At 49.1% G+C, this 20948-nt stretch carries 22 protein-coding genes and 1 tRNA gene; 22 read left to right on the top strand and 1 reads right to left on the bottom strand.

The genetic code is table 11. The features are described 5' to 3' along the window. The first annotated feature begins 62 nt into the window (after positions 1-62). The 18 genes from sigG (at position 63) to gdhA (ending at position 15201) form a co-directional block, all read left to right on the top strand. The gene (gene sigG, locus DXA36_RS08795; protein ID WP_118678255.1) at positions 63-842 is read left to right on the top strand and encodes an RNA polymerase sporulation sigma factor SigG; all 780 of its coding nucleotides are present in this window, start codon (positions 63-65) and stop codon (positions 840-842) included. Between the two features lie 241 nt (positions 843-1083). Continuing rightward, complete coding sequence (locus DXA36_RS08790; RefSeq protein ID WP_118678565.1) at positions 1084-1323, top strand: YlmC/YmxH family sporulation protein; 240 nt, start codon at positions 1084-1086, stop codon at positions 1321-1323. A gap of 302 nt (positions 1324-1625) precedes the next feature. After that, complete coding sequence (gene nrdR / locus DXA36_RS08780; protein ID WP_118678251.1) at positions 1626-2084, top strand: transcriptional regulator NrdR; 459 nt, start codon at positions 1626-1628, stop codon at positions 2082-2084. A gap of 203 nt (positions 2085-2287) precedes the next feature. Continuing rightward, positions 2288-3805, top strand: coding sequence for an ABC transporter substrate-binding protein (locus DXA36_RS08775; protein WP_118678249.1), 1518 nt, complete (start codon positions 2288-2290; stop codon positions 3803-3805). Between the two features lie 37 nt (positions 3806-3842). After that, on the top strand, positions 3843-4784 hold the full coding sequence (locus tag DXA36_RS08770; RefSeq protein ID WP_118678563.1) for an ABC transporter permease: 942 nt from the start codon (positions 3843-3845) through the stop codon (positions 4782-4784). Positions 4785-4814: 30 nt separating this feature from the next. After that, complete coding sequence (locus tag DXA36_RS08765) at positions 4815-5624, top strand: ABC transporter permease (RefSeq protein WP_118678247.1); 810 nt, start codon at positions 4815-4817, stop codon at positions 5622-5624. Beyond that, complete coding sequence (locus tag DXA36_RS08760) at positions 5617-6414, top strand: ATP-binding cassette domain-containing protein (protein ID WP_321013206.1); 798 nt, start codon at positions 5617-5619, stop codon at positions 6412-6414. The genes DXA36_RS08765 and DXA36_RS08760 overlap by 8 nt, the downstream gene beginning before the upstream one ends. Before the next feature lies 1 nt (position 6415). Further along, complete coding sequence (locus DXA36_RS08755; RefSeq protein WP_118678243.1) at positions 6416-7204, top strand: ABC transporter ATP-binding protein; 789 nt, start codon at positions 6416-6418, stop codon at positions 7202-7204. 49 nt (positions 7205-7253) lie between these two features. After that, positions 7254-7775 (top strand): YqeG family HAD IIIA-type phosphatase, encoded by a 522-nt coding sequence (locus DXA36_RS08750; RefSeq protein ID WP_118678241.1) that lies wholly within the window; start codon positions 7254-7256, stop codon positions 7773-7775. Beyond that, a complete protein-coding gene (gene aroE / locus DXA36_RS08745; RefSeq protein ID WP_118678239.1) occupies positions 7768-8637 on the top strand; it encodes a shikimate dehydrogenase in 870 nt (289 codons plus the stop codon). Before DXA36_RS08750 ends, aroE begins: the two co-directional genes overlap by 8 nt. 28 nt (positions 8638-8665) lie before the next feature. Then, positions 8666-9220 (top strand): shikimate kinase, encoded by a 555-nt coding sequence (locus DXA36_RS08740; RefSeq protein WP_118678237.1) that lies wholly within the window; start codon positions 8666-8668, stop codon positions 9218-9220. Beyond that, positions 9201-9647 carry a type II 3-dehydroquinate dehydratase gene (gene aroQ, locus DXA36_RS08735; RefSeq protein WP_118678235.1) on the top strand — a complete coding sequence of 149 codons (447 nt, stop codon included), beginning with the start codon at positions 9201-9203 and terminating at the stop codon, positions 9645-9647. Before DXA36_RS08740 ends, aroQ begins: the two co-directional genes overlap by 20 nt. Positions 9648-9756: 109 nt before the next feature. Then, complete coding sequence (efp, locus tag DXA36_RS08730) at positions 9757-10314, top strand: elongation factor P (RefSeq protein ID WP_118678233.1); 558 nt, start codon at positions 9757-9759, stop codon at positions 10312-10314. A 150-nt stretch (positions 10315-10464) separates the two neighbouring features. Then, entirely contained in the window at positions 10465-11454 is a 990-nt protein-coding gene (locus DXA36_RS08725) for a DUF5688 family protein (protein WP_118678231.1), read from the top strand. A gap of 147 nt (positions 11455-11601) precedes the next feature. Further along, positions 11602-11673 (top strand) — tRNA-Arg (locus DXA36_RS08720). A gap of 100 nt (positions 11674-11773) precedes the next feature. Beyond that, positions 11774-13129 carry an SH3 domain-containing protein gene (locus DXA36_RS08715; RefSeq protein WP_118678229.1) on the top strand — a complete coding sequence of 452 codons (1356 nt, stop codon included), beginning with the start codon at positions 11774-11776 and terminating at the stop codon, positions 13127-13129. A gap of 138 nt (positions 13130-13267) precedes the next feature. Next, positions 13268-13699, top strand: coding sequence for a hypothetical protein (locus DXA36_RS08710; protein WP_118678227.1), 432 nt, complete (start codon positions 13268-13270; stop codon positions 13697-13699). A 167-nt stretch (positions 13700-13866) separates the two neighbouring features. Then, on the top strand, positions 13867-15201 hold the full coding sequence (gene gdhA, locus DXA36_RS08705; RefSeq protein WP_118678225.1) for an NADP-specific glutamate dehydrogenase: 1335 nt from the start codon (positions 13867-13869) through the stop codon (positions 15199-15201). A gap of 223 nt (positions 15202-15424) precedes the next feature. On the opposite strand, the gene DXA36_RS08700 is transcribed toward gdhA, so the two are convergent. Further along, positions 15425-15667 (bottom strand): helix-turn-helix domain-containing protein, encoded by a 243-nt coding sequence (locus DXA36_RS08700; protein WP_118678223.1) that lies wholly within the window; start codon positions 15665-15667, stop codon positions 15425-15427. 340 nt (positions 15668-16007) lie between these two features. On the opposite strand from DXA36_RS08700, the gene DXA36_RS08695 reads away from it, so the two are divergent. From DXA36_RS08695 to DXA36_RS08680, 4 genes are all read left to right on the top strand, one after another. Next, complete coding sequence (locus DXA36_RS08695; RefSeq protein ID WP_118678221.1) at positions 16008-17072, top strand: GGDEF domain-containing protein; 1065 nt, start codon at positions 16008-16010, stop codon at positions 17070-17072. 105 nt (positions 17073-17177) lie between these two features. Further along, positions 17178-18350 carry an AI-2E family transporter gene (locus DXA36_RS08690; protein WP_118678219.1) on the top strand — a complete coding sequence of 391 codons (1173 nt, stop codon included), beginning with the start codon at positions 17178-17180 and terminating at the stop codon, positions 18348-18350. A 3-nt stretch (positions 18351-18353) separates the two neighbouring features. After that, positions 18354-19889 (top strand): cardiolipin synthase, encoded by a 1536-nt coding sequence (gene cls / locus DXA36_RS08685; RefSeq protein WP_118678217.1) that lies wholly within the window; start codon positions 18354-18356, stop codon positions 19887-19889. 51 nt (positions 19890-19940) lie between these two features. Continuing rightward, positions 19941-20822, top strand: a complete 882-nt coding sequence (locus DXA36_RS08680) for an EamA family transporter (RefSeq protein ID WP_118678215.1) — start codon at positions 19941-19943, stop codon at positions 20820-20822. The last annotated feature ends 126 nt before the right edge of the window (positions 20823-20948 follow it).

Genomic DNA, 20948 nt, shown 5'->3' with positions numbered 1-20948 from the left:
TATATTTGGGTGAAATTGTGAGAATTCTCTTTAGTAGAAAATGAGAGCAGGAGGATTCGGCAATGGCACTGAATAAGGTGGAAATCTGCGGGGTAAATACATCAAAGCTTACGGTGCTTACCAATGAGGAAAAAACACAGCTTTTTGAGCGGATAAAAGAAGGGGACGAGGAAGCGAGACAGCAGTATATCAAAGGAAATCTGCGTCTTGTCCTCAGTGTGATCAAACGGTTTTCCAATAGTAATGAAAATGTGGATGATTTGTTCCAGATTGGCTGCATCGGCCTGATCAAGGCGATTGACAATTTCGATTCCACGCTGAACGTAAAATTCAGTACCTATGCGGTACCTATGATTATCGGGGAAATCAGGAGGTTTTTGCGGGACAACAACGCCATCCGTGTGAGCCGCTCCCTGAAGGATACGGCCTACAAAGCGATTTATGCCAAAGAAAACCTGATGAAACAGAACCAGAAGGAGCCTACCATTGCCGAGGTGGCCACGGAAATAGGTATTTCAAAAGAGGATGTGGTATATGCCCTGGATGCTATCCAGAATCCTATGAGCCTGTATGAGCCGGTATATACGGACGGCGGGGATACGTTATATGTCATGGATCAGATCAGCGATAAGAAAAACAAAGAAGAAACCTGGGTGGAGCATCTGTCCTTAAGTGAGGCGATGAAAAAGCTGAATGACAGGGAATTTGAAATTATATCCCTGCGCTTTTTTGAAGGAAAGACACAGATGGAGGTGGCGGAGCTTATCGGCATCTCCCAGGCACAGGTGTCTAGGCTGGAAAAAAATGCGCTGAAGGTGATGAAAAATTATCTGACCGCTTAATACGGGCGGGAGCTGAGAACGTATGGGAAAGGAAGAGAGCAACAGGCGGGCGCCTGTTTTGTATAACGGCCATATCCGGAAAAACGGATGTGGCCGGTTTTTCTTTTTTGGGGGAAGAAATCTTATCCGCCGCAACAGCAGGGGAAGGCGGATTTGTTTTCCCCGTGGGAGTGGCAGAAAGGGAAAAGCAGCATATGATACTAATAAATGGGTGAACGCATCACGCGTCAGGGAGAAAGATATGCTTTTTTCAGAACTGAAGTGTAAGGAAGTTATAAATTTGAGAGACTGCAGAAAGCTGGGACATGTGACCGATTTCGAGTTTGACCAGTGTACCGGCTGCATCTGCAAGCTGATTGTCCCCGGTGGAGCTAAATGGAAATCTTTTTTTTCCTGTGATACGGATCATGTGATCTGCTATAAAGATATTAAACAGATAGGACCGGATATTATTATTGTTGATTTGCCGGAATGTAACTAATGTTACTTTATTCCCGCGGGCAATGAGCCAAACGGATGCACACGTGCATCCACTTGGCGACTGCCGCGAGGGTCAAATACCCCAATTCCTTTTCAGTCCCGGGAACGCCACGCAGACAGCCGGCGGACATGGGTGGGTGCAGATAAAAAAGGTTGGCGTCACCTGCACATTCGTTTCTAAGTTGACATAAAATCAAAGCTACTTTATAATAAAACAGAAATGGAATAATATGGAGGGCGGAAACAGGCTGTTTTCTGCCTTTGTTGATTGGAAATGTGCCAAAGCACAGATAGGAGCCGAACATGAAGTGTCCTTTTTGCGGTCGAGACAATACAAGAGTGATCGATTCCAGGCCGGCTGATGAGAATAACTCCATCAGAAGGCGCCGTATGTGTGACGAATGCGGCAAACGTTTTACCACGTATGAAAAGATTGAGACAATCCCGTTAATTGTCATTAAAAAGGACAATAACAGGGAAACGTATGACCGTTCCAAGATTGAAGCCGGAGTTTTGCGTGCCTGCCATAAACGTCCGGTAAGCGCCAATCAGATCACCCGTCTGGTGGATGAGGTGGAGACGGAAGTATTTAATATGGAAGAAAAGGAAATACCCAGCCAGGTTATCGGGGAACTGGTGATGGACAGGCTGAAGGACCTGGACGCGGTTGCTTATGTACGTTTTGCTTCTGTATACAGGGAATTTAAAGATATCAATACGTTTATGGACGAACTGAAGAAGGTTATTAGTACGAAGGGATAGTACTGCGTCGCGCATCCGCCTCTGTGCACAGATGGAATAAAAATCTGTGCACAGATTTTTTTCTTGCAATTTTTTTTGTTTTTGTATACAATACTACGGTAAAACTAAATATAGAAAAGGTACTTTTCACGTGACAGTTCAGACAGGTCTGCGCATTTGCTGCGCACCGGGTCGGAAAAGTGCTGAGAGAGAAAGGAAAACACATGAAGACAAAGACTTTAAAACGGTTTCTTTTGACTTTAGTGTGCACAACACTAACTATTGCACTGAGCGCATGCTCAGGTGATAAGGCGGGTGAGAACTCTTCTCAGATAACGATTGGCATACCTCAGGACATAGAAGACAGTCTTGACCCTCACAAAGCGGTGGCGGCAGGAACGGAAGAGGTATTGTTTAATCTGTACGAAGGACTTGTAAAGCCGGACAGCAGCGGAGATCTGCAGCCGGCAATTGCGAGTGATTTTCAGATATCGGAAGATGCGACCACCTACACCTTTACCTTAAGGGAAGGAGTAAAATTCCATGATGGCAGTCCGGTAACGGCCGAAGACGTGAAGTATTCCATAGACAGATGCGCCGATACCACAAATGGGGAACCCCTGGTAGCGGCGTATTCTCATATTCAAAGTGTGGATATTCTGGATGAAAAAACAGTGGAAGTGGTATTGGACGGGCCTGACACGGATTTTCTGGCTTATATGACCAATGCCGTTATACCGGCATCCAATGAAAGCCCGGATACCAATCCTATCGGAACCGGGCCGTATAAATACGTATCCCGTTCCCCCCAGGAAAATTTTGTGATGGAAAAATTCGATGATTATTGGGGAACACCTGCCAATATCGAGCATGTTACCTTCAAGGTATGCGCCAATGCGGATTCCATCGTCATGGATCTGCAGGGAGGCTCCATCGATATGTTTGCCAGGGTGACGCCCGCACAGGCGGAACAGCTGGGAGACAATTTCCAGGTGCTTGAGGGTACCATGAATCTGGTACAGGCCTTGTATCTGAATAATGCGGCGGAACCTTTTACCGATGAACGTGTCCGTCAGGCATTGTGTTATGCGGTGGATCCCCAGGAAATTATGGATATTGTTTCCGACGGAAAAGGAACGGAAATCGGCAGCAGTATGTTTCCTGCTTTTGGGAAATACTATATGCCGGAACTGAATGACATGTACAGCCAGGATCTGGATAAGGCGAAGGCGCTTTTGAAGGAAGCCGGGTATGAAAACGGCTTTTCCTTTACCATAACGGTTCCGTCCAATTACCAGCAGCATATCGATACGGCGCAGGTAATTGTGGAACAGCTGAAAAAAATCGGCGTGACGGCAGAAATCAATCTCATTGAATGGGACAGCTGGCTGTCCGATGTATATGCGGGAAGAAAGTATGAAGCTACGGTGGTGGGAGTGGATGCATCCAGCCTGACCCCCAGCGCACTGCTTTCCCGTTTCGTATCCACGGCGGGCAACAATTTTATTAATTTCAGCAATGCGGATTATGATGCCGCTTATGCCAAAGCGCTTGCCACAATTGAAGACGAAGAAAAAACGGCTGCGTTCAAGGATTGTGAAACGCTTCTGGCAGAGCATGCGGCCAATGTATATATTCAGGATCTGCCTTATCTGGTGGCGTTGAACAAAAAATATACAGGGTACGAGTTTTATCCGCTGTATGTGCAGGATATCGCCAAGCTTAAAATCGCCGGACAATAGGTTCCGGATTCCGGCTTTGCAAGGGAGCGTGAGAGATGTGAAATATTTGATAAAAAAACTGGTATCCATGGCTGCGACCCTGTTGGTGGTGTCCTTTCTGGTGTTTCTTGCATTTGCATGGATTCCCGGGGATCCCGCCACGGCAAAGCTGGGCACGGAGGCCACGCCGGCCAAGGTGGAGGCGCTGCGTGAGGAGATGGGGCTGAACCGCCCCCTCCCGGTACGCTTTGCCGGCTGGCTTGGCGGTCTGCTTAAGGGGGATCTGGGAACCTCCTACAGCTATCAAATGCCGGTGGAGGATATGGTGGCGGAAAAAATCCCTGTCACCCTGACCCTGACCCTGATGGCGTTTGCCATGATGGTGCTCATCTCTATCCCCCTGGGGCTTTATACGGCCAGGCATGAGGGAGGGGCGGCGGATCATGTGGTATCTGTGCTGAACCAGATCATTATGGCAATCCCGCCTTTCTTTTCAGGAATACTGATAACCCTCCTTTTCGGCCTGATTCTCCATTTATTCACGCCGGGCGGCTATGTATCCTATACCAAAAGTATAACCGGTTTTATCGGATACCTCTTTTTTCCGGCGCTGTCCATCGCCCTTCCCAAAGCTGCAATGGCTGTTAAGCTGCTGCGCAGCTCCATCATACAGGAAATGCAGCAGGATTATGCCAGGACGGCATACAGCAGGGGGAACAGCACCAGGGATGTGATGTACCGCCATCTGCTGAAGAATGCCATGATTCCTGTGGTAACTTTTCTGGGTATGGCGCTTACGGATATGCTAGCGGGAAGCATCATCATCGAGCAGGTATTTAATATTCCCGGCCTGGGACGGATCCTGCTCACATCCATATCAAACAGGGATTATCCGGTGGTGGAGGCCATTATTGTTCTGCTGGCCTTTCTTGTTATTTTCATCAATTTCCTGGTGGATTCCATTTATAAGAAAATCGATCCCAGGATTCGTGTACAGTAAGAAACTGCCGCGGAAAGATGAGGCCAAACTATGAAGAAAAAGAACCTGAATTTAATTCTCGGAAGCATTCTCACAGGTTTTGTCCTGTTGGTGGTGCTTATCGGAATCTTTTATACACCATATGATCCAACGGCTATGGATAATGCAAATAAGCTTTCCGGCGCCACGCTCGCCCATCCCTTCGGGTGCGATAATTTCGGCAGGGATATCCTGAGCCGGGTGATGAAGGGCAGCGGCACAACGCTGTCGGTGGCGTTGTCGACCGTTGCCATAGGCACCTTTTTCGGGGTGCTTCTGGGCGCTTTTACGGGATATTTCGGCGGTCTGCTGGATGAGGTGCTGATGCGTATCAATGATGTGGTATTCGCGTTTCCAAGCATCCTTCTGGCGTTGGTTTTTATCAGCCTTCTGGGGCCGGGAAAGGGGAATGTGATCATTTCCCTGGGAATTGCCTTTATTCCCAGCTTTGCCAGGATTGTGCGCTCCGAATTCATCCGCTGTAAAAATATGGACTATGTGAAGCTGGCAAGACTGGCAGGTGCCGGACGTCTGCGTATTATGTTCGTTCATATCCTGCCCAACACCCTAAAGGTGCTTGTCCCGGCGGTGATGATTGGGTTTAATAACGCGGTGCTGGCGGAAGCGGGTATGAGCTACCTTGGGATCGGGGTACAGCCTCCGGAAGCCAGCCTGGGAAGGATGCTTTCCGAAGCGCAGACCTATATTTTCTCCGCCCCCGGCTTTGCGCTGTTTCCCGGCATGTTTATCGTTTTGATGGTTCTGGGCTTCAGCCTGCTTGCAGAAGGGCTGAAGGGGAAAGGCGGGTATGGGTATGCTTGATGTAATTGATCTCAATCTGGAATTCCATGATCATCTTGTCCCGGAAACGGTGGTCTATCATTTGAACCTCCATATGGACGAGGGGGATATTGTCGGTCTGGTCGGGGAATCCGGATCCGGGAAATCCATGACGGCCCTGGCGGTGGCGGGACTGCTCCGCAGGCATGATATGAAGAAAACCGGGCAGATCCTGTTTCAGGGAACGGATTTGCTCACCTGTCCCAGGGAGCAGCTCCGGGCTTTTCAGGGAGATGATATCGGTATTGTGTTCCAGGAGCCTATGACATCCCTGAATCCGGTATACCGGATCGGCCGGCAGGTAGAGGAAAGCCTGCGTATACACCGTCCTGACATGAGCCGGGAGCAACTCCGGGAAAAAGCCCTGGAAATGCTGAAAGTAGTGGAACTGCCCGATCCGGAGCGTATGTATCATTCCTATCCCCACCAGATATCAGGCGGGCAGCGGCAGAGGGTTATGATCGCGGCTGCCATGATCTGTGAACCCAGGCTGCTGATTGCGGATGAACCCACCACAGCCCTGGATGTTACGGTGCAGCTTCAGATTGTCAGGCTCCTTTCCAGACTCAATCAGGAAAAGAAAACGGGAATCCTGTTCATTTCCCATGATTTGAGTCTGGTAAAGCGTCTTTGCGAACGCATTGTGGTGATGAAGGACGGGGCGGTGGTGGAGCAGGGGGACTGCCGGGAGATATTTGAACATCCCCGGGAGGATTATACCCGGAATCTGATAGCCGCTATTCCCAGATGCGTAAAGCCTGCGGAGGTTTGAAATGGAAGAAAAACAGACAAAGTATGTCCTTATGGTAAAAGATCTGCGTGTTTCCTACGCCCAGGAGGAGGGGGGCCTGTTCCATCCCAAAAAAGATCTGGATGTATTAAAGGGCGTCTCCTTTTCCATCCGGGAGGGTGAAGTCATGGGGCTGGTGGGAGAGAGCGGCTGCGGAAAGTCCACGCTTTCCAAAGCGCTTCTGGGGCTGATTCCCAAATATGAGGGAGTTATCGTCCAGAAATCCCGGCATCCCCAGATGATTTTCCAGGACCCTTACAGCTCCCTGAATCCCGTAAAAAAGGTAGGCTGGATTTTGGAAGAGCCTCTGCGGCTGAATACGGATCTGAACAGACAGCAGCGCAGGGAGAAGGTGCTGGAAATGCTGAAGAAGGTGGGGCTTGATGAAAAGCAGGCGGATCGCTATCCGCGGCAGCTTTCCGGCGGCCAGAGGCAGAGGGTTTGTATCGCGGAAAGCCTGATGCTATCCCCCAGGCTCCTGATTGCGGATGAGCCGGTTTCGGCTCTGGATGTGACGATACAGGCGCAGGTCATCGCGCTGCTGAGGAACATACAGAAGGAATTGGGCCTTGCCATCCTCTTTATTTCCCATGATATGCGTGTGGTGTACCAGCTGAGTCAGCGGGTTATGATCATGAAAGACGGGGAAATTGTGGAAAGCGGGGATGTGGACGATGTTTATTTCCATCCGAAGCATCCTTATACGAAAAGCCTGCTGGAAGCGGCGGGAATTGAGTCCCCCGGAACGGATTCCTCCGGTCCGGCGGTATGAACGCAGAAGCTGCGCGCGGTTACTGCTAAGTGAGAAAGGGAGAAAATCCATGTTTGAGAAGTTTTATCCGGACAGCTATGTGGAAAGTGCTTATGTAATAGACTATGAGGGGCTGTATAAGAAGGGTTACAGAGGTATTATATTTGATATTGATAATACGCTTGTGCCGCACGGAGCGCCGGCAGATGACAGAAGCATCGCACTTTTTAAGCGGCTGAAGGGCATTGGTTATGAATGCCTTCTGCTTTCCAATAATAAGGAGCCACGGGTAAAAATGTTCAACGATGCGGTACATGTGAATTATATATACAAAGCCGGTAAGCCGGGCATCAAAAATTATGAACGGGCGATGGACAAGATGGGGACGGATGACGTCAATACCTTTTTTGTGGGCGATCAGCTGTTTACCGATGTATGGGGAGCAAGAAAAGCGGGGCTTTACAGCTATCTGGTGAAGCCGATTAATCCCCGGGAAGAGATTCAGATCGTGCTGAAACGCTATCTGGAGAAGATTGTCCTCCATTTTTATAAGAAAAAACGGGCGGCAGAAGGAGGAAAACAGCATGATTGACGGCAAGACAAGAACCTGTGCCCTCTTGGGGAACCCGGTGGAGCATACCCTTTCCCCTGTCATCCATAACACCCTGGCAAAGCGATGCGGCATCAATATGGTCTATGTCCCATTCCTGGTGGAAGGGGAACAGGTACGTCAGGCCGTTGAAGGCGCGTGGGCGCTGAACCTGCTCGGGGTAAATGTTACGGTGCCGCACAAAAGCGCGGTAATCCCCTTTTTATCCGGGATAGACAGGGAGGCATCCTGTATCGGGGCGGTAAATACCCTGGTCAGGACAGAACAGGGCTTTTGCGGATACAATACCGACTTGTCCGGATTGTACAGGGCCCTTTTGGCGGAAGGAATTTCGGTTTCCGGCGAGGAGGTAATCCTGCTGGGAGCGGGGGGCGCGGCAAGGGCGGCGGCTTTTTTGTGCGCTCTGCGCGGGGCCAAACAGGTATATCTACTGAACCGCAGCCTGGAAAAGGGAGAGGCGGTTGCCAGGGAGGTAAACGAAAAGGCGGGGAGATGCTGCATCCGTGCGATGGGACTGGACGGCTGGAAACAGCTTGCAGGGGATCAATATCTGGTGATCCAGGGAACCTCCGTGGGTCTCGCTCCCCATACGGAGGAAGCGGTTATTGAGGATCCCGGTTTTTACCGGCTGGTACATACGGGATACGATTTGATATACCGCCCCGCGGATACGAAATTCATGCGCCTTGTGAGAGCGGCGGGCGGAAAAGCCTGCAATGGCCTGAAGATGCTGTTGTTTCAGGGCGTGGAAGCCTTTGAACTATGGACCGGCGTTTCCGTCCGGGAAGAGGATGCGGACTTTTGTTATGAACAGATGAAAAAGGTAACCGATCAACAAGCCTGATCGGTTACGAAAAAGGAACCGGGAGAACATGAGTGACAGGAAGAAAAACATTATTCTGACAGGTTTTATGGGAAGCGGGAAAACCACCGTGGGAATCCGGCTTTCCTACCGGCTGCGCCAGCAGCTGGTGGATACGGACCGCCTGATCGAAAAGGAAGAAGGCAGGAGCATTTCTGAAATATTTGCCGGGCAGGGAGAAGAGGGGTTCCGGAGAATGGAAACGGCGGCTCTGAGAAGCCTTCTGGAAACGGAAGGAGAGCAGATCATCTCCACCGGGGGCGGACTTCCTATGCGGGAGGAAAACCGGATGCTGCTGAAAGAGCTGGGGACGGTGGTGTTTCTGCGCGTGAGCGCGGAAACGGTCTATGAGCGGCTGAAGGGAGATGATACCCGCCCCCTTCTGCAGAAGGAAAACCCCATGGAAGAAATCAGGAGGCTTCTGGAAATCAGGAACCCTGTTTACCAGGCGGCCGCCGATATTACGGTCGATGTGGACGGTAAGGATTTTGAGGAGATTATCGGAGAAATCGCCGGCATAGCCGGCGGGGAAAAGGAGACGGCGGATGAAAATACTTGTGATTAACGGCCCTAATTTAAATTTCCTGGGAATCCGGGAAAAAGCGATTTATGGAAATCAGGATTATAATTACCTTCTGAAGCTTCTTGAAAAGAAGGGGAAGGAAACAGGCAGCCAGGTGACCGTGTTCCAGAGCAATCATGAAGGCGCTATTATCGACAGGCTGCAGGAGGCCTATTTTGACGGAACCGAAGGGATCGTCATCAATCCGGGCGCGTTCACCCATTACAGCTACGCCATACGGGATGCCCTTTCCAGCATCACGGTACCCAAGGTGGAAATCCACATTTCCGATATCACCAAACGGGAAGAGTTCCGCAAAATATCGGTCACGGCTCCGGCCTGCGACAAACAGATTTACGGCCGGGGGCTTGACGGCTACCTCCAGGCGATTGATTTCATTCTTGCAGGCGCAAAGGGCCGTGAATGGTGACCTGGAATCCGGGGAAAAGCAGATTCTGTAAAAAAACAGTTGAAAAAAGAGAAATTTTATTATAAACTAGTAGAGAATTAAACGCGAAAATTTAGGAGGAAGATTTTTTATGATTTCTGCAGGTGATTTCAGAAATGGTATTACGATTGAAGTAGATAACAATATTTTTCAGATAATTGAGTTTCAGCATGTTAAGCCTGGTAAAGGCGCCGCTTTTGTACGGACAAAGCTGAAGAATATCATTAACGGAGGTGTTGTAGAGAAGACCTTCCGGCCCACTGAAAAATTCCCGCAGGCACGTATTGATAGAAAAGATATGCAGTATTTATATTCTGACGGTGATTTATTTACTTTTATGGATATGGAAACCTATGATCAGGTAGCCCTTAATTCTGAAACGGTTGGAGATACATTAAAATTCGTAAAGGAAAATGAAGTCTGCAAGGTATGTTCCCATAACGGGAATGTTTTTGCAGTTGAGCCTCCGCTTTTCGTTGAGTTGGAGATTACCGAGACAGAACCCGGATTCAAGGGCGATACCGCTACAGGCGCGTCCAAGCCCGCAACTGTTGAAACCGGAGCTGTTGTATATGTGCCTCTGTTCGTAAACCAGGGTGACCGGATTAAAATCGACACCAGAACTGGCGAATATCTTTCCAGAGCATAATACGGACAGGCATAATTCTATTATTAGCCTATAAGACAATGAGATTTCTGCTTGGCAGAGTTTTCATTGTCTTTTTTATTGAGGAAGGGAAGAAAAAAGCGGATTGTGGGAAGACTGTTGCCTTATAACAAGGTAAAGAGAGGAAAAGGAATGGAATTTGATAAGTTTCTGGAAAAAGTTAAAAATGCCGTACAGGCTTATTTTGGTGATAAAATCCACCTGACCGTAAGCAATGTGCTGAAAAATAACGGCGTGACCCTGAGCGGCCTGATTTTCATGAATGAGGAAAGCGATGTGGCTTCCACAATCTATTTGAACGGGCTTTATGAGGAATATGGCCAGGGAAAGCCCTTCAGTGAAATAATCCGCCAGATTTGCAGCATTTATGAAGAAAATAAACCGGAGCCGGACTTGAATATGGACTTTTTCCATGAGTACGTAAGGGTAAAGCCCAAGCTGGCATGCCGGCTGATTAATTATGAGAAGAACAGGCAGCTGCTGGATAAGGTTCCCCACAGGAAATTCATGGATCTGGCCGTTGTTTACTGCTGTATCCTGATGAGCGACCGGATGGGCTGCGCCTGTATCCTGATCAATGAAAGCCATACGGATCTGTGGGAGGTAACGGAGGAACAGCTCTGGCAGGATGCCATGGAAAATATGCCCAGGATACTTCCTCCGGAGATTTCCTCCATGGATGATTTTATGTTTGATATCATCCGGAAGGCTGTGCAGGACCGGATGGCAGAAACCGTGGAAATGGAGAATCCGGAAGAGGACGAGGACGGCTGTCTGGCTATTCTGGACGGCGTTGCGGATTTTCTTGTGGGATGGCCCAAAAGGGAAAATTCGGAAAGGAAGATGTATATACTGACAAATAAACAACATTTTTATGGAGCCGCATCCGTCCTGTATCCGGAGGTGCTGGAAAAATACGCCAACGAATTCGGCCATGATTTTTATATTTTTCCCAGCTCCGTACATGAGGTAATCCTGCTGGCTGATACGGGAGTGGAAAATAAAGAGCACCTGTATGATATGGTGCGCGAGGTGAACGGCCAGAATGTGCCGCAGGAAGAGCTTTTATCCGATAATGTCTATTATTTTTGCCGCGAAAACGGCAGGATAACTATTCTTTGATATTCTGATTATTTCTTAAAATGATCTAAAAATTCTTTTTTTTCCAAAATGTGGTCTGGACATCCGGGGAAAGTTATGCTAATATATGTCAGAGCGATGCATGTAACAAGTTTGTAATAATTAACCAGTGCATCACCATATGCTTATGCACCCGTAGTCTAATGGATAGAACGGAGGCCTCCGACGCCTTTAATGCAGGTTCGATTCCTGTCGGGTGCATTTGTGTCACTCTGGCATATATTTCCCTTCAGGGAAAGTATGCCGGCCCGGTGGCGGATGAGAATTTTACGGCTTTTGTATTAAGAATGAAGGTGTGATATTGAGCGAAGAACAAAAAGATAAAAAGGAAACCTCCAAACCGGAGGGTACCCCCAATGAGTTTTTGGAACTTCTGAAAAAGAACAAGAAATCGCTGGCTGTTATCGTAGTGATTGCAGTTGTGCTTCTGGGAATCGGCATTTTGCTCGGATCCCTGATAGGAAGCAGTACCGGTAAAAATAAAAACCTGCAGGCGGAAGCCCAGCCCGCGGAATCGACGGAAGCCCAGACGGAGACAGCGGTGCCGGATGTGCCTCTGGAAGAAAATGCAAACCCCGAAGTCAATGCCCTGATGGAAAAATATTATCAGGCGGCGGCATCGGGAGATATCGATACCATTAATACCCTGAAGGATTATTCGGACCAGGCTGAATTGCTCCGGATTCAGGAAAAGAGCAAATACCTGGAAAGCTATGATGATATTAACTGCTATACCAAGCCGGGGCCGGAAGCCGATTCGTATGTGGTTTACGTTACCTATTATGCCAAGTTCCGCGACATAGAGCAGAAGGTTACCGGGCTTAATACGTATATTGTGTGCAAGAAGGACGATGGAAGCTATTACATCCATGACTGCTCGGAAGATGAATCCATGAAGGAATACCGGACGAATGTAACCAAGCAGGACGATGTGGTGGATCTGTTTAACCGGGTTCAGGTGGAATACAATGAGGCGGTTACTGAGAATGAAGAATTGGCGGCGTTCCTCACGGAGCTTTCAGAGAGCCTGAAGACTGCGGTGGGTGATGCTCTTGCGGAAGCGGAGACAGCCGTTCAGACAGAGACGGCGGAAGAGGCCGGTACCGAACAGCCGGCTGATGCCGGAGAAGCACAGACCGCATCCCGCGTGAAGGCTACGGATGTGGTGAATATCCGGAAGTCGGACAGCGAGACAGCGGACAGCCTTGGCAAAGCGCAGGTGGGAGAAGAGTTTGCTCTTCTGGAAAACCGTGCGAACGGCTGGTCTAAAATTGAATTTGACGGACAGGAAGCCTATATTAAATCGGAGTTCCTGGAGCCTGCGGAGGAAGCTCCGGCAGAAAATGAACCGGCGGAGGATACCCCGGCTGCAGAGAACACAGGGGAACAGGAAGCGGCTGGAAATGCCAATACGGATAATCCTGTTTCGGCTCCCGGAGCGGGCGATGGTGCGGCTTCTGTGGATGTGCCTAACAGCGGAACCTATCGTCTGACCACTACCGTAAATATCCGTAAATCGGCAAGTGAGACAGCGGACAGGCTTGGTGTGGGATACTACGGTGATGAAGTGGAAATCCTGATGAAACAGGCTGACGGCTGGACTAAAGTAAAATTTAAGGGCGAAACCGGATATATCAAGACAGATATCTTAAAGTAAGTATAACAAATGTCTGTGAAAGACATTGGAATAAGGAACCCATTTACCGGGAATACTTTTTAAAATAAAAGTATTCCCGGTTTTTTTGAACATAAAGAAGTCAGGCTTTTGTTCAACCGGCGAAGGGAGGCAGAAAAGATGCGCGGTGATGATGCGGCAATTTACAGAGAGATCCAAAAAAATGCGGAAATGGGAATCAAAGCGATCGAAACTTTATCCCCAAAGCTGTCCGATGATGCCTTTGCTTTGCAGCTGAGCAGGCAGGAATTGAAATATTCAGAGCTGAGGGACAAGGCCCGTCGTGAGATGCTGGAAGGAAGAGGGGAGAACTACCAGGCGAACGGCGTATCGGATTTGATGCTGAAGGGCAGCATACAGGCCAATACGCTTCTTAACACCAGCACCAGCCATATTGCCGAGCTTATGATTAAGGGAAGCAGCAGAGGGCTGACAAGTATGTGGAAGGCCCTGAACCACTTTGGGAATGCAGGGAATGAAAGCACGGAACTGGCCCGTGAGCTTATGGATTTTGAAGAAGAAACCATTGAAAAGCTGAAAAAGTATCTATAATAAGGTGTTTTTTGGCAAATTTCGTCAAGTTAACGTAATAAAGTACTTGCATGCAGGCTTTATCCATTATATAATAATAGCCGGACAAAGCCGTCTGGAATGCTCAGGTCAGCAGTAATCTGTCCTGGGCGTTTTTTATGTTAAAAACAATTAAGGAGGAATCACACATGTCATATGTAGACGAGGTCATCGCGCAGGTGATTGAGAAAAATCCTGCACAGCCTGAATTTCATCAGGCAGTTAAAGAAGTTCTGGAATCCCTCAGAGTGGTGGTGGAAGCCAATGAGGAAGCCTACAGAAAAGACGCGTTGCTGGAAAGACTCGTTAATCCGGAAAGACAGATTATGTTCCGGATTCCCTGGGTGGATGATAAGGGACAGGTTCAGGTTAACACCGGCTTCCGTGTTCAGTTCAACAGCGCTATCGGACCTTATAAGGGAGGCTTACGCCTGCATCCTTCCGTTAACCTGGGTATTATCAAATTCCTTGGTTTTGAACAGGTGTTTAAAAACTCTCTCACCGGCCTTCCTATCGGCGGCGGCAAGGGTGGTTCCGACTTTGATCCGAAAGGGAAATCCGACAGGGAGGTTATGGCCTTCTGCCAGAGCTTTATGACGGAGCTTTACAGACATATAGGAGCAGATACCGATGTCCCTGCCGGAGATATCGGAACCGGCGCAAGAGAAATCGGATACATGTACGGGCAGTATAAGAGAATCCGCAACGTATATGAAGGTGTACTTACCGGAAAGGGCCTGACCTACGGCGGTTCCCTGGCAAGAACCGAAGCAACGGGTTATGGCCTGCTGTATATGACAAAAGAAATGCTTAAATGCAATGGCATTGCTATTGAAGGAAAGACCATCGCTGTATCCGGATCCGGAAACGTGGCGATCTATGCTATCCAGAAAGCACAGCAGATGGGAGCGAAGGTAGTGACTTGCTCCGATTCCACCGGCTGGATATATGATCCGGAAGGAATTGATCTGGCAGCGCTGAAGGAAATCAAGGAAGTAAAACGCGGTAGAGTATCCGATTACCTGAACTACAGGCCCCATGCGGAATACCATTCCGGCAAAGGCGTATGGAGTGTCAAGGCTGACATCGCTCTTCCCTGTGCCACCCAGAACGAACTTCTCCTTTCCGATGCGGAAGGCCTGGTTGCAAACGGCGTAAAAGCTGTTTGTGAAGGCGCCAATATGCCTACCACGCTGGAAGCTACCGAGTATCTGCAGAAGAACGGTGTCCTTTTCGTTCCCGGAAAGGCGGCAAACGCCGGCGGCGTAGCTACCTCCGCTCTGGAAATGAGCCAGAACAGCGAACGCCTCAGCTGGAGTTTCGAAGAAGTGGACAGCAGGCTGCAGGGAATTATGATTAATATCTTCCATAATCTGGATGATGCTGCGAAGCGATACGGCATGGAAGGAAACTATGTGGCAGGCGCCAACATTGCAGGCTTTGAAAAGGTTGCAACGGCCATGACCGCACAGGGGATTGTATAAGATAACCTCACCCCCCGGGAACTCAGTGTTTCCGGGGGGTTCCTGTATTTGTTTTTTAGAGATGGCTGGTTACTGTTCACTCCGTGACCAGTAACATGCATAAATCCATTTAAAATCGCCTGCGGCGATGGGATTTATGCACTCTTGAATCACTTGTGGGCCGTCTGGGTAAAGACGGCATGAAAGAAACGGACAAGGAAATTATCCGCATTATGACCGGCTGTTAATCGTCGTCTGCCGTTCGGAAGAAATCGGAGAACTCCGCGTGGAATACCTCTTTCATGGTCAGAAGCTCCTGTACACTGATATTCTGGATACCTGCTTCTATTTTTGCATAGGAACCCCTTGTAAGGCTGCAGCCTAAAAGCTGCAGCTTTGCTATTGTCTGCTCCTGGGTCAGACCGCAGGATCTGCGGAGAGTGCGTATATTGGCACCCAGAGAAAGATCGTGTTTTATTTTTTGCATAAAAACTGCTCCCTAGTGTGCTGTCTCGTTTTTCTCCGTCCTAACAGCACTGAATATATCGTGTTTAGTTCAGCCTCCGCCTCCGCTGCCTGCCCGCCTTTATAGAGTCTCGACGTATGGAGCGATGCCGTAAGCTGTATGTAAATATCCGGCAGGCGGCTCCAAAGAGACTCGGAAGGCGGGCAGGAAACGGGGACGGAGGCTGAATGGTGTGAACCGTAACCAACGATAATCTCCCGATTCCTATTATTGGTATATATTATTGATTTTATTAAAAAAGTAGGATATAATTGCTCTAGTATTAGAGCAAAATTGAGATGTGCCCGGGAAAGGTGTTGGAATGATTGAAAAGGAATTATGCGGCTTAACAAAACAGTTGATGCTTCGTTGCCTGGGCGGGCACAGTTTGGGTGAAATCCAGGAAATTGCGGGATTTTTTACCAATAATTCCATCGTGATCGGGAGCCGGTCTGAAGAATTCTACACATCTGTAGAACAAATAAAAAATGATCTGCATACTGATAAAGGGACGAATGGAAGAAATTATATATGCAGGCCGGTGAAAGAATGGTTTCAGAGCATTTCTCTGTCGGAAAAGGTGTTTTTGGTATGCGGCAATGTCAAGTTTGAATTGCTGTTTGTATCCGGAAAGGAAGAAGAACCCAATGAGGATTCCAGGACAGGATTGTGGGAAAAGGAGGTACGGATCAGCGTGGTCTGGAAAGAGGAAGAAAGGGAATGCTCTGCTTCCGCGGAAGCAGAATGTCCCAATAAATTCCGGGTGGCGCATATCCACTTATCCCTTCCCGAGGAGGATGCGGCCCTGTACAGGAAGCCGGTCTGGAATGCGGAATCCTGTGAAGAATACCCTCCCGGCGGGCAGCAGAGGGAAGCGGCATATTACCGGAAACTGTCAGAAAGGGATTTGATAACCGGGCTGTATAACCGGGGGAGCTTTGAGCGGTATGTGAAGCGGCGGCTGAATGAAGCGGGCGGCGGGACCTTTTATATGATAGATCTGGATGATTTTAAGGCGGTGAACGATACCTATGGACATGTGGCGGGCGACCGGGTGATTATGGGAATGGCGGAAATCCTCAGAGAAGTATTCGGTGAGGAGGCGGTCATAGGCCGGCTGGGGGGCGATGAGTTCGCCGTATTTGAGAATAAAAGCGATACGAGAAAGGAAGCGGAGGAAAAAGCGAGGAAAGCGATGGAGGCCTACCGGACCATGTCAGGGAGGTACGGAAATGAGGTGGTATTGAGCTGCTCCATCGGCCTGTACCGGGAAAAAGGGAACGAAACCTTTGAAAACCTGTACTCCCGTGCGGATGAAGCGCTATACTTCTCCAAAAACAGTTATAAAGGAACGTTCCACTGGTATTACCGTCAGGGCAGATCTTAACCGATCGGCTTCTGACGGTTCTTTCTTTCTGGAAAGATTTGTGGTAAGATAAGATAATGTTTTGCATAAGACAGAATTGTAACTGCCTAATCGATTGGAGGTATTATGAAAAAAAAGAAAACGGACAGTGCTGTAATCATTTATATCTGCCTGGCCGCGTTGCTCATTTTGGCGATCCGCTATTTTGACAATATTGCAGGACTGGCGGTCAGTTTATGGAATGTGGTTTTTTCCCTGCTGCTGGGGGCGGCAATGGCTTATGTGCTCAATATAATCATGGTCCGGGTGGAGCGGCTTTATTTCCCGCGCTCCAGGAATACATGGATCCGGTCCAGCAGAAGAGGCGTGAGCATCCTGCTTTCCATCCTTCTTGTAATCGGGATAATAATGCTGATCGGAAGACTGGTTCTTCCTGAACTGGGAAAGGCCTTCGGCGTAATCGGAAGAAGTGTTCCGGTTTTCCTGGAAGAGGCAGCCGTATGGCTTGAGAAAAACAACGCCATGAATATTGCTGCAAGCATTAAAGACGTGGACTGGAACAGTGCCATGGAAAAGGTTATGGATTTTGCGAGAACAGGTCTGGGGGATGTGCTCAATTCCACTCTTACCGCAGTGGGGGCAGTGCTGGGCAGTGTGGTGAATTTCTTCATCGGCCTTGTTTTTGCCATCTATATCCTTTCCGGTAAAGAAAAGCTGCGTTCCCAGGCGGAGAAAATACTTCATGCCTATGTGAAAGAGGAGACAATTGCCCGTATCCGGAATGTGTACCGGACGGCCAATGAAACTTTTTCCAGTTTTATTATCGGACAGTGTACAGAAGCGGTAATTCTGGGTACACTCTGTACTGTGGGAATGCTGTTGCTGCGTTTCCCTTATGCGCCCATGATCGGCGCGTTTATCGGGGCAACGGCCCTGATCCCTGTTGTGGGGGCTTATCTGGGAGCTTCAGTGGGAGCATTTATGATACTTACGGTGGATCCTGTCAAGGCTCTGTTGTTTGTTGTGTTTATTGTGGTGCTGCAGCAGCTGGAAGGAAATCTGATATATCCCAAAGTGGTGGGATCCTCTATCGGGCTTCCCGGCATGTGGGTTCTGGCGGCCGTTACGGTTGGCGGCGGCCTGGGAGGAATCGGGGGAATGCTTCTTGGAGTCCCGATTGCGGCAACGGCCTATAAGCTTATCCGCAATGATGTCAACCGGAGAAACCAAACGGAAAAGAAGGTTCCGGCTGAAGGAGCAGCATCCGCAGGACAGAACGGGAAGCGGAAAGGAAGATAGCAGATGAAAGGGAAATACAAAAGACTGGTGGTCAACCGCATTGTTGTTACGGTTGTACTCATTTTGCTTCAGATTCTCTGGATTATCTTTATGCTGGAGGAACTTGCAAAATATTCCAGTTGGATAACAACGGCTTTTACGGCGCTCAGTATTGCCATTGTTCTGTATATTATAGGAAAAGACGATAATGCAGCTTATAAAATAGGCTGGATCGTATTGATTATGACGCTGCCTCTGTTCGGCGGCCTGCTTTACCTGTTTTCGGGGGATAAAAAGCCGTCACGCAGAATGAGGCGTAAGCTGAATGAACAGCATGAGATGTTTAAGGACAGCCTGCTCCAGGAGGCGGAAATCCAGGATCATCTGGGAAGGGTCCACGGACGTGCCGCGGGTACCTTTGATTATGTAAGGCGTGTGGGCGATTTCCCGGTTTACGGAAACACCGATGTGACCTATTATCCCAGCGGGGAAGAGATGTTCGTGGATATGCTGGAAGAGCTGAAAGCGGCAAAGCATTTTATTTTTGTGGAGTATTTCATCGTTTCCGAAGGGGAAATGTGGGAACAAATCCTGGAAATCCTGAAGCAGAAGGCGGCGGAGGGTCTGGATGTGCGCATGATCTATGATGACATGGGATGCGTGACCCTGCTTCCCGGCGGCTATTTTATGGGGCTTGAGAAATACGGAATCAAATGTATGGCCTTTAACCCGGTGATCCCCTTTTTCTCCCTGGTTATGAATAACCGGGATCACAGGAAAATCCTTGATATAGACGGGTATACCGCCTTTACCGGCGGAATCAACCTGGCAGATGAATACATCAACAAAAAGGTGCGTTTCGGCTACTGGAAGGACACCGGTGTCAGGCTGAAGGGAGAAGGGGTATGGAACTTTACGGAGATGTTTCTGGAAATGTGGAATGCCTTCCGCAAAGAGGATACGGATATCAGCTGTTTCAAGCCCCATGTACACCATCCCGGGCCGTTTGAAGGGGAGGGATTTGTCCAGCCCTATACCGATTCCCCTCTGGATAATGAAACGATAGCGGAAAATGTATACCTGGAAATCCTGAATCAGGCGAAGAAATATGTTTACATATTTACGCCTTATCTCATCGTGGATGACGTAATGCGCAATGCTTTGTGCGTGGCGGCCAAAAGAGGCGTGGATGTGAGGATTGTGACGCCGGGGATTCCGGATAAACCCATGATTTTCCGCCTGACACGTTCCAATTATCCGCCCCTGCTCCGGGCAGGCATCCGTATTTATGAATATACACCCGGTTTTATCCATGCCAAAAGCTATATATGCGACGATGAATTCGGCGTGGTAGGCAGCGTAAACATGGATTTCAGAAGCTTGTACCTCCATTTTGAATGTGCAACGCTCCTGTACCGGACCGGCGGCCTGAAGGAACTGAAGAAAGACAGCCTGGATACCATCGCAGTCAGCAGGGAAATCACATTGAAGGATTGCAAGCAGGGGATTATCGGCGGCCTGTTTGATTCCGTCCTCCGCGTATTTGCCCCTCTGTGCTGATCGGGAAAGGAAAGGGAAGGAAGCGGCCTTCCCGGCAGGTGTAAACGGAAAATGTGGATATTGTTTGCGTGCGGTTCCGCGCTGTTCGCGGGAATCACCGCCATATTAGCCAAAATAGGGATCCGGGATACGGATTCCAATGTGGCGACGGCCATACGTACGGTTATCGTGCTGTTGTTTTCCTGGCTGATGGTATTTGTCGTAGGCTCCCAGGATACGTTGGGAAGCATCCGCGGGGAGACATTGCTGTTCCTTATCCTGTCGGGGGTTGCCACAGGAGCTTCCTGGCTTTGTTATTTCCGCGCCCTGCAACTGGGGGATGTGAATAAGGTCACCCCCATAGATAAATCCAGTACGGTAATAACCATGCTGCTGGCATTCCTGCTGCTGGAAGAGACGGTTACGGTTCTTAAGGCCGCGGCAATGGTAGTGATTGGAGCCGGGACTCTTCTCATGATAACCAGAAAAGAGAAAGCGGGTTCTGCCGGCGCTGCCCAAAAGCAAGGGAAAAACAGCCGTAAATGGCTGCCATATGCGCTTCTGTCCGCCCTGTTTGCCAGTCTTACGGCAATATTGGGCAAGGTGGGAATATCCGGAGTGGAGTCCAATCTGGGAACGGCAATCCGCACCATCGTGGTGCTTCTTATGGCTTGGGTTATGGTGTTTGTAACCGGAAAGCAGAAGGAAGTGGCGAAGCTGGATGGCAGGAGCCTGCTGTTTATCTGTATTTCCGGCGTTACGACGGGGCTGAGCTGGCTGTGCTACTACAAAGCCCTGCAGGACGGGCCGGCCAGTGTGGTGGTTCCTATTGATAAGCTGAGCATTCTGGTAACCGTGGCTTTTTCCTGGTGGTTCCTGAAAGAGAAGCTGTCCCCAAAAGCCGGCGCGGGCCTGGTGCTCATTGTGGCCGGAACCCTGCTTTTGCTTGTCTGAACCAAGCTGCGGGAAAAGGTAACGGTTCAGACAGGTCTGAACCGTTACAAAATGCGGTTTTCAGGTCCGTGCGGCGTTGACAAGGGAAAAATTTGAATTTATAATAGGATAGATTAGCGATTTTGG

It is taken from the genome of Eisenbergiella sp. OF01-20, from assembly GCF_003478085.1.
Classification (GTDB): Bacteria; Bacillota; Clostridia; order Lachnospirales; family Lachnospiraceae; genus Eisenbergiella.
Note: the sequence above shows the minus strand (reverse complement) of the source record. Positions and strands in the feature narration are given on the sequence as shown.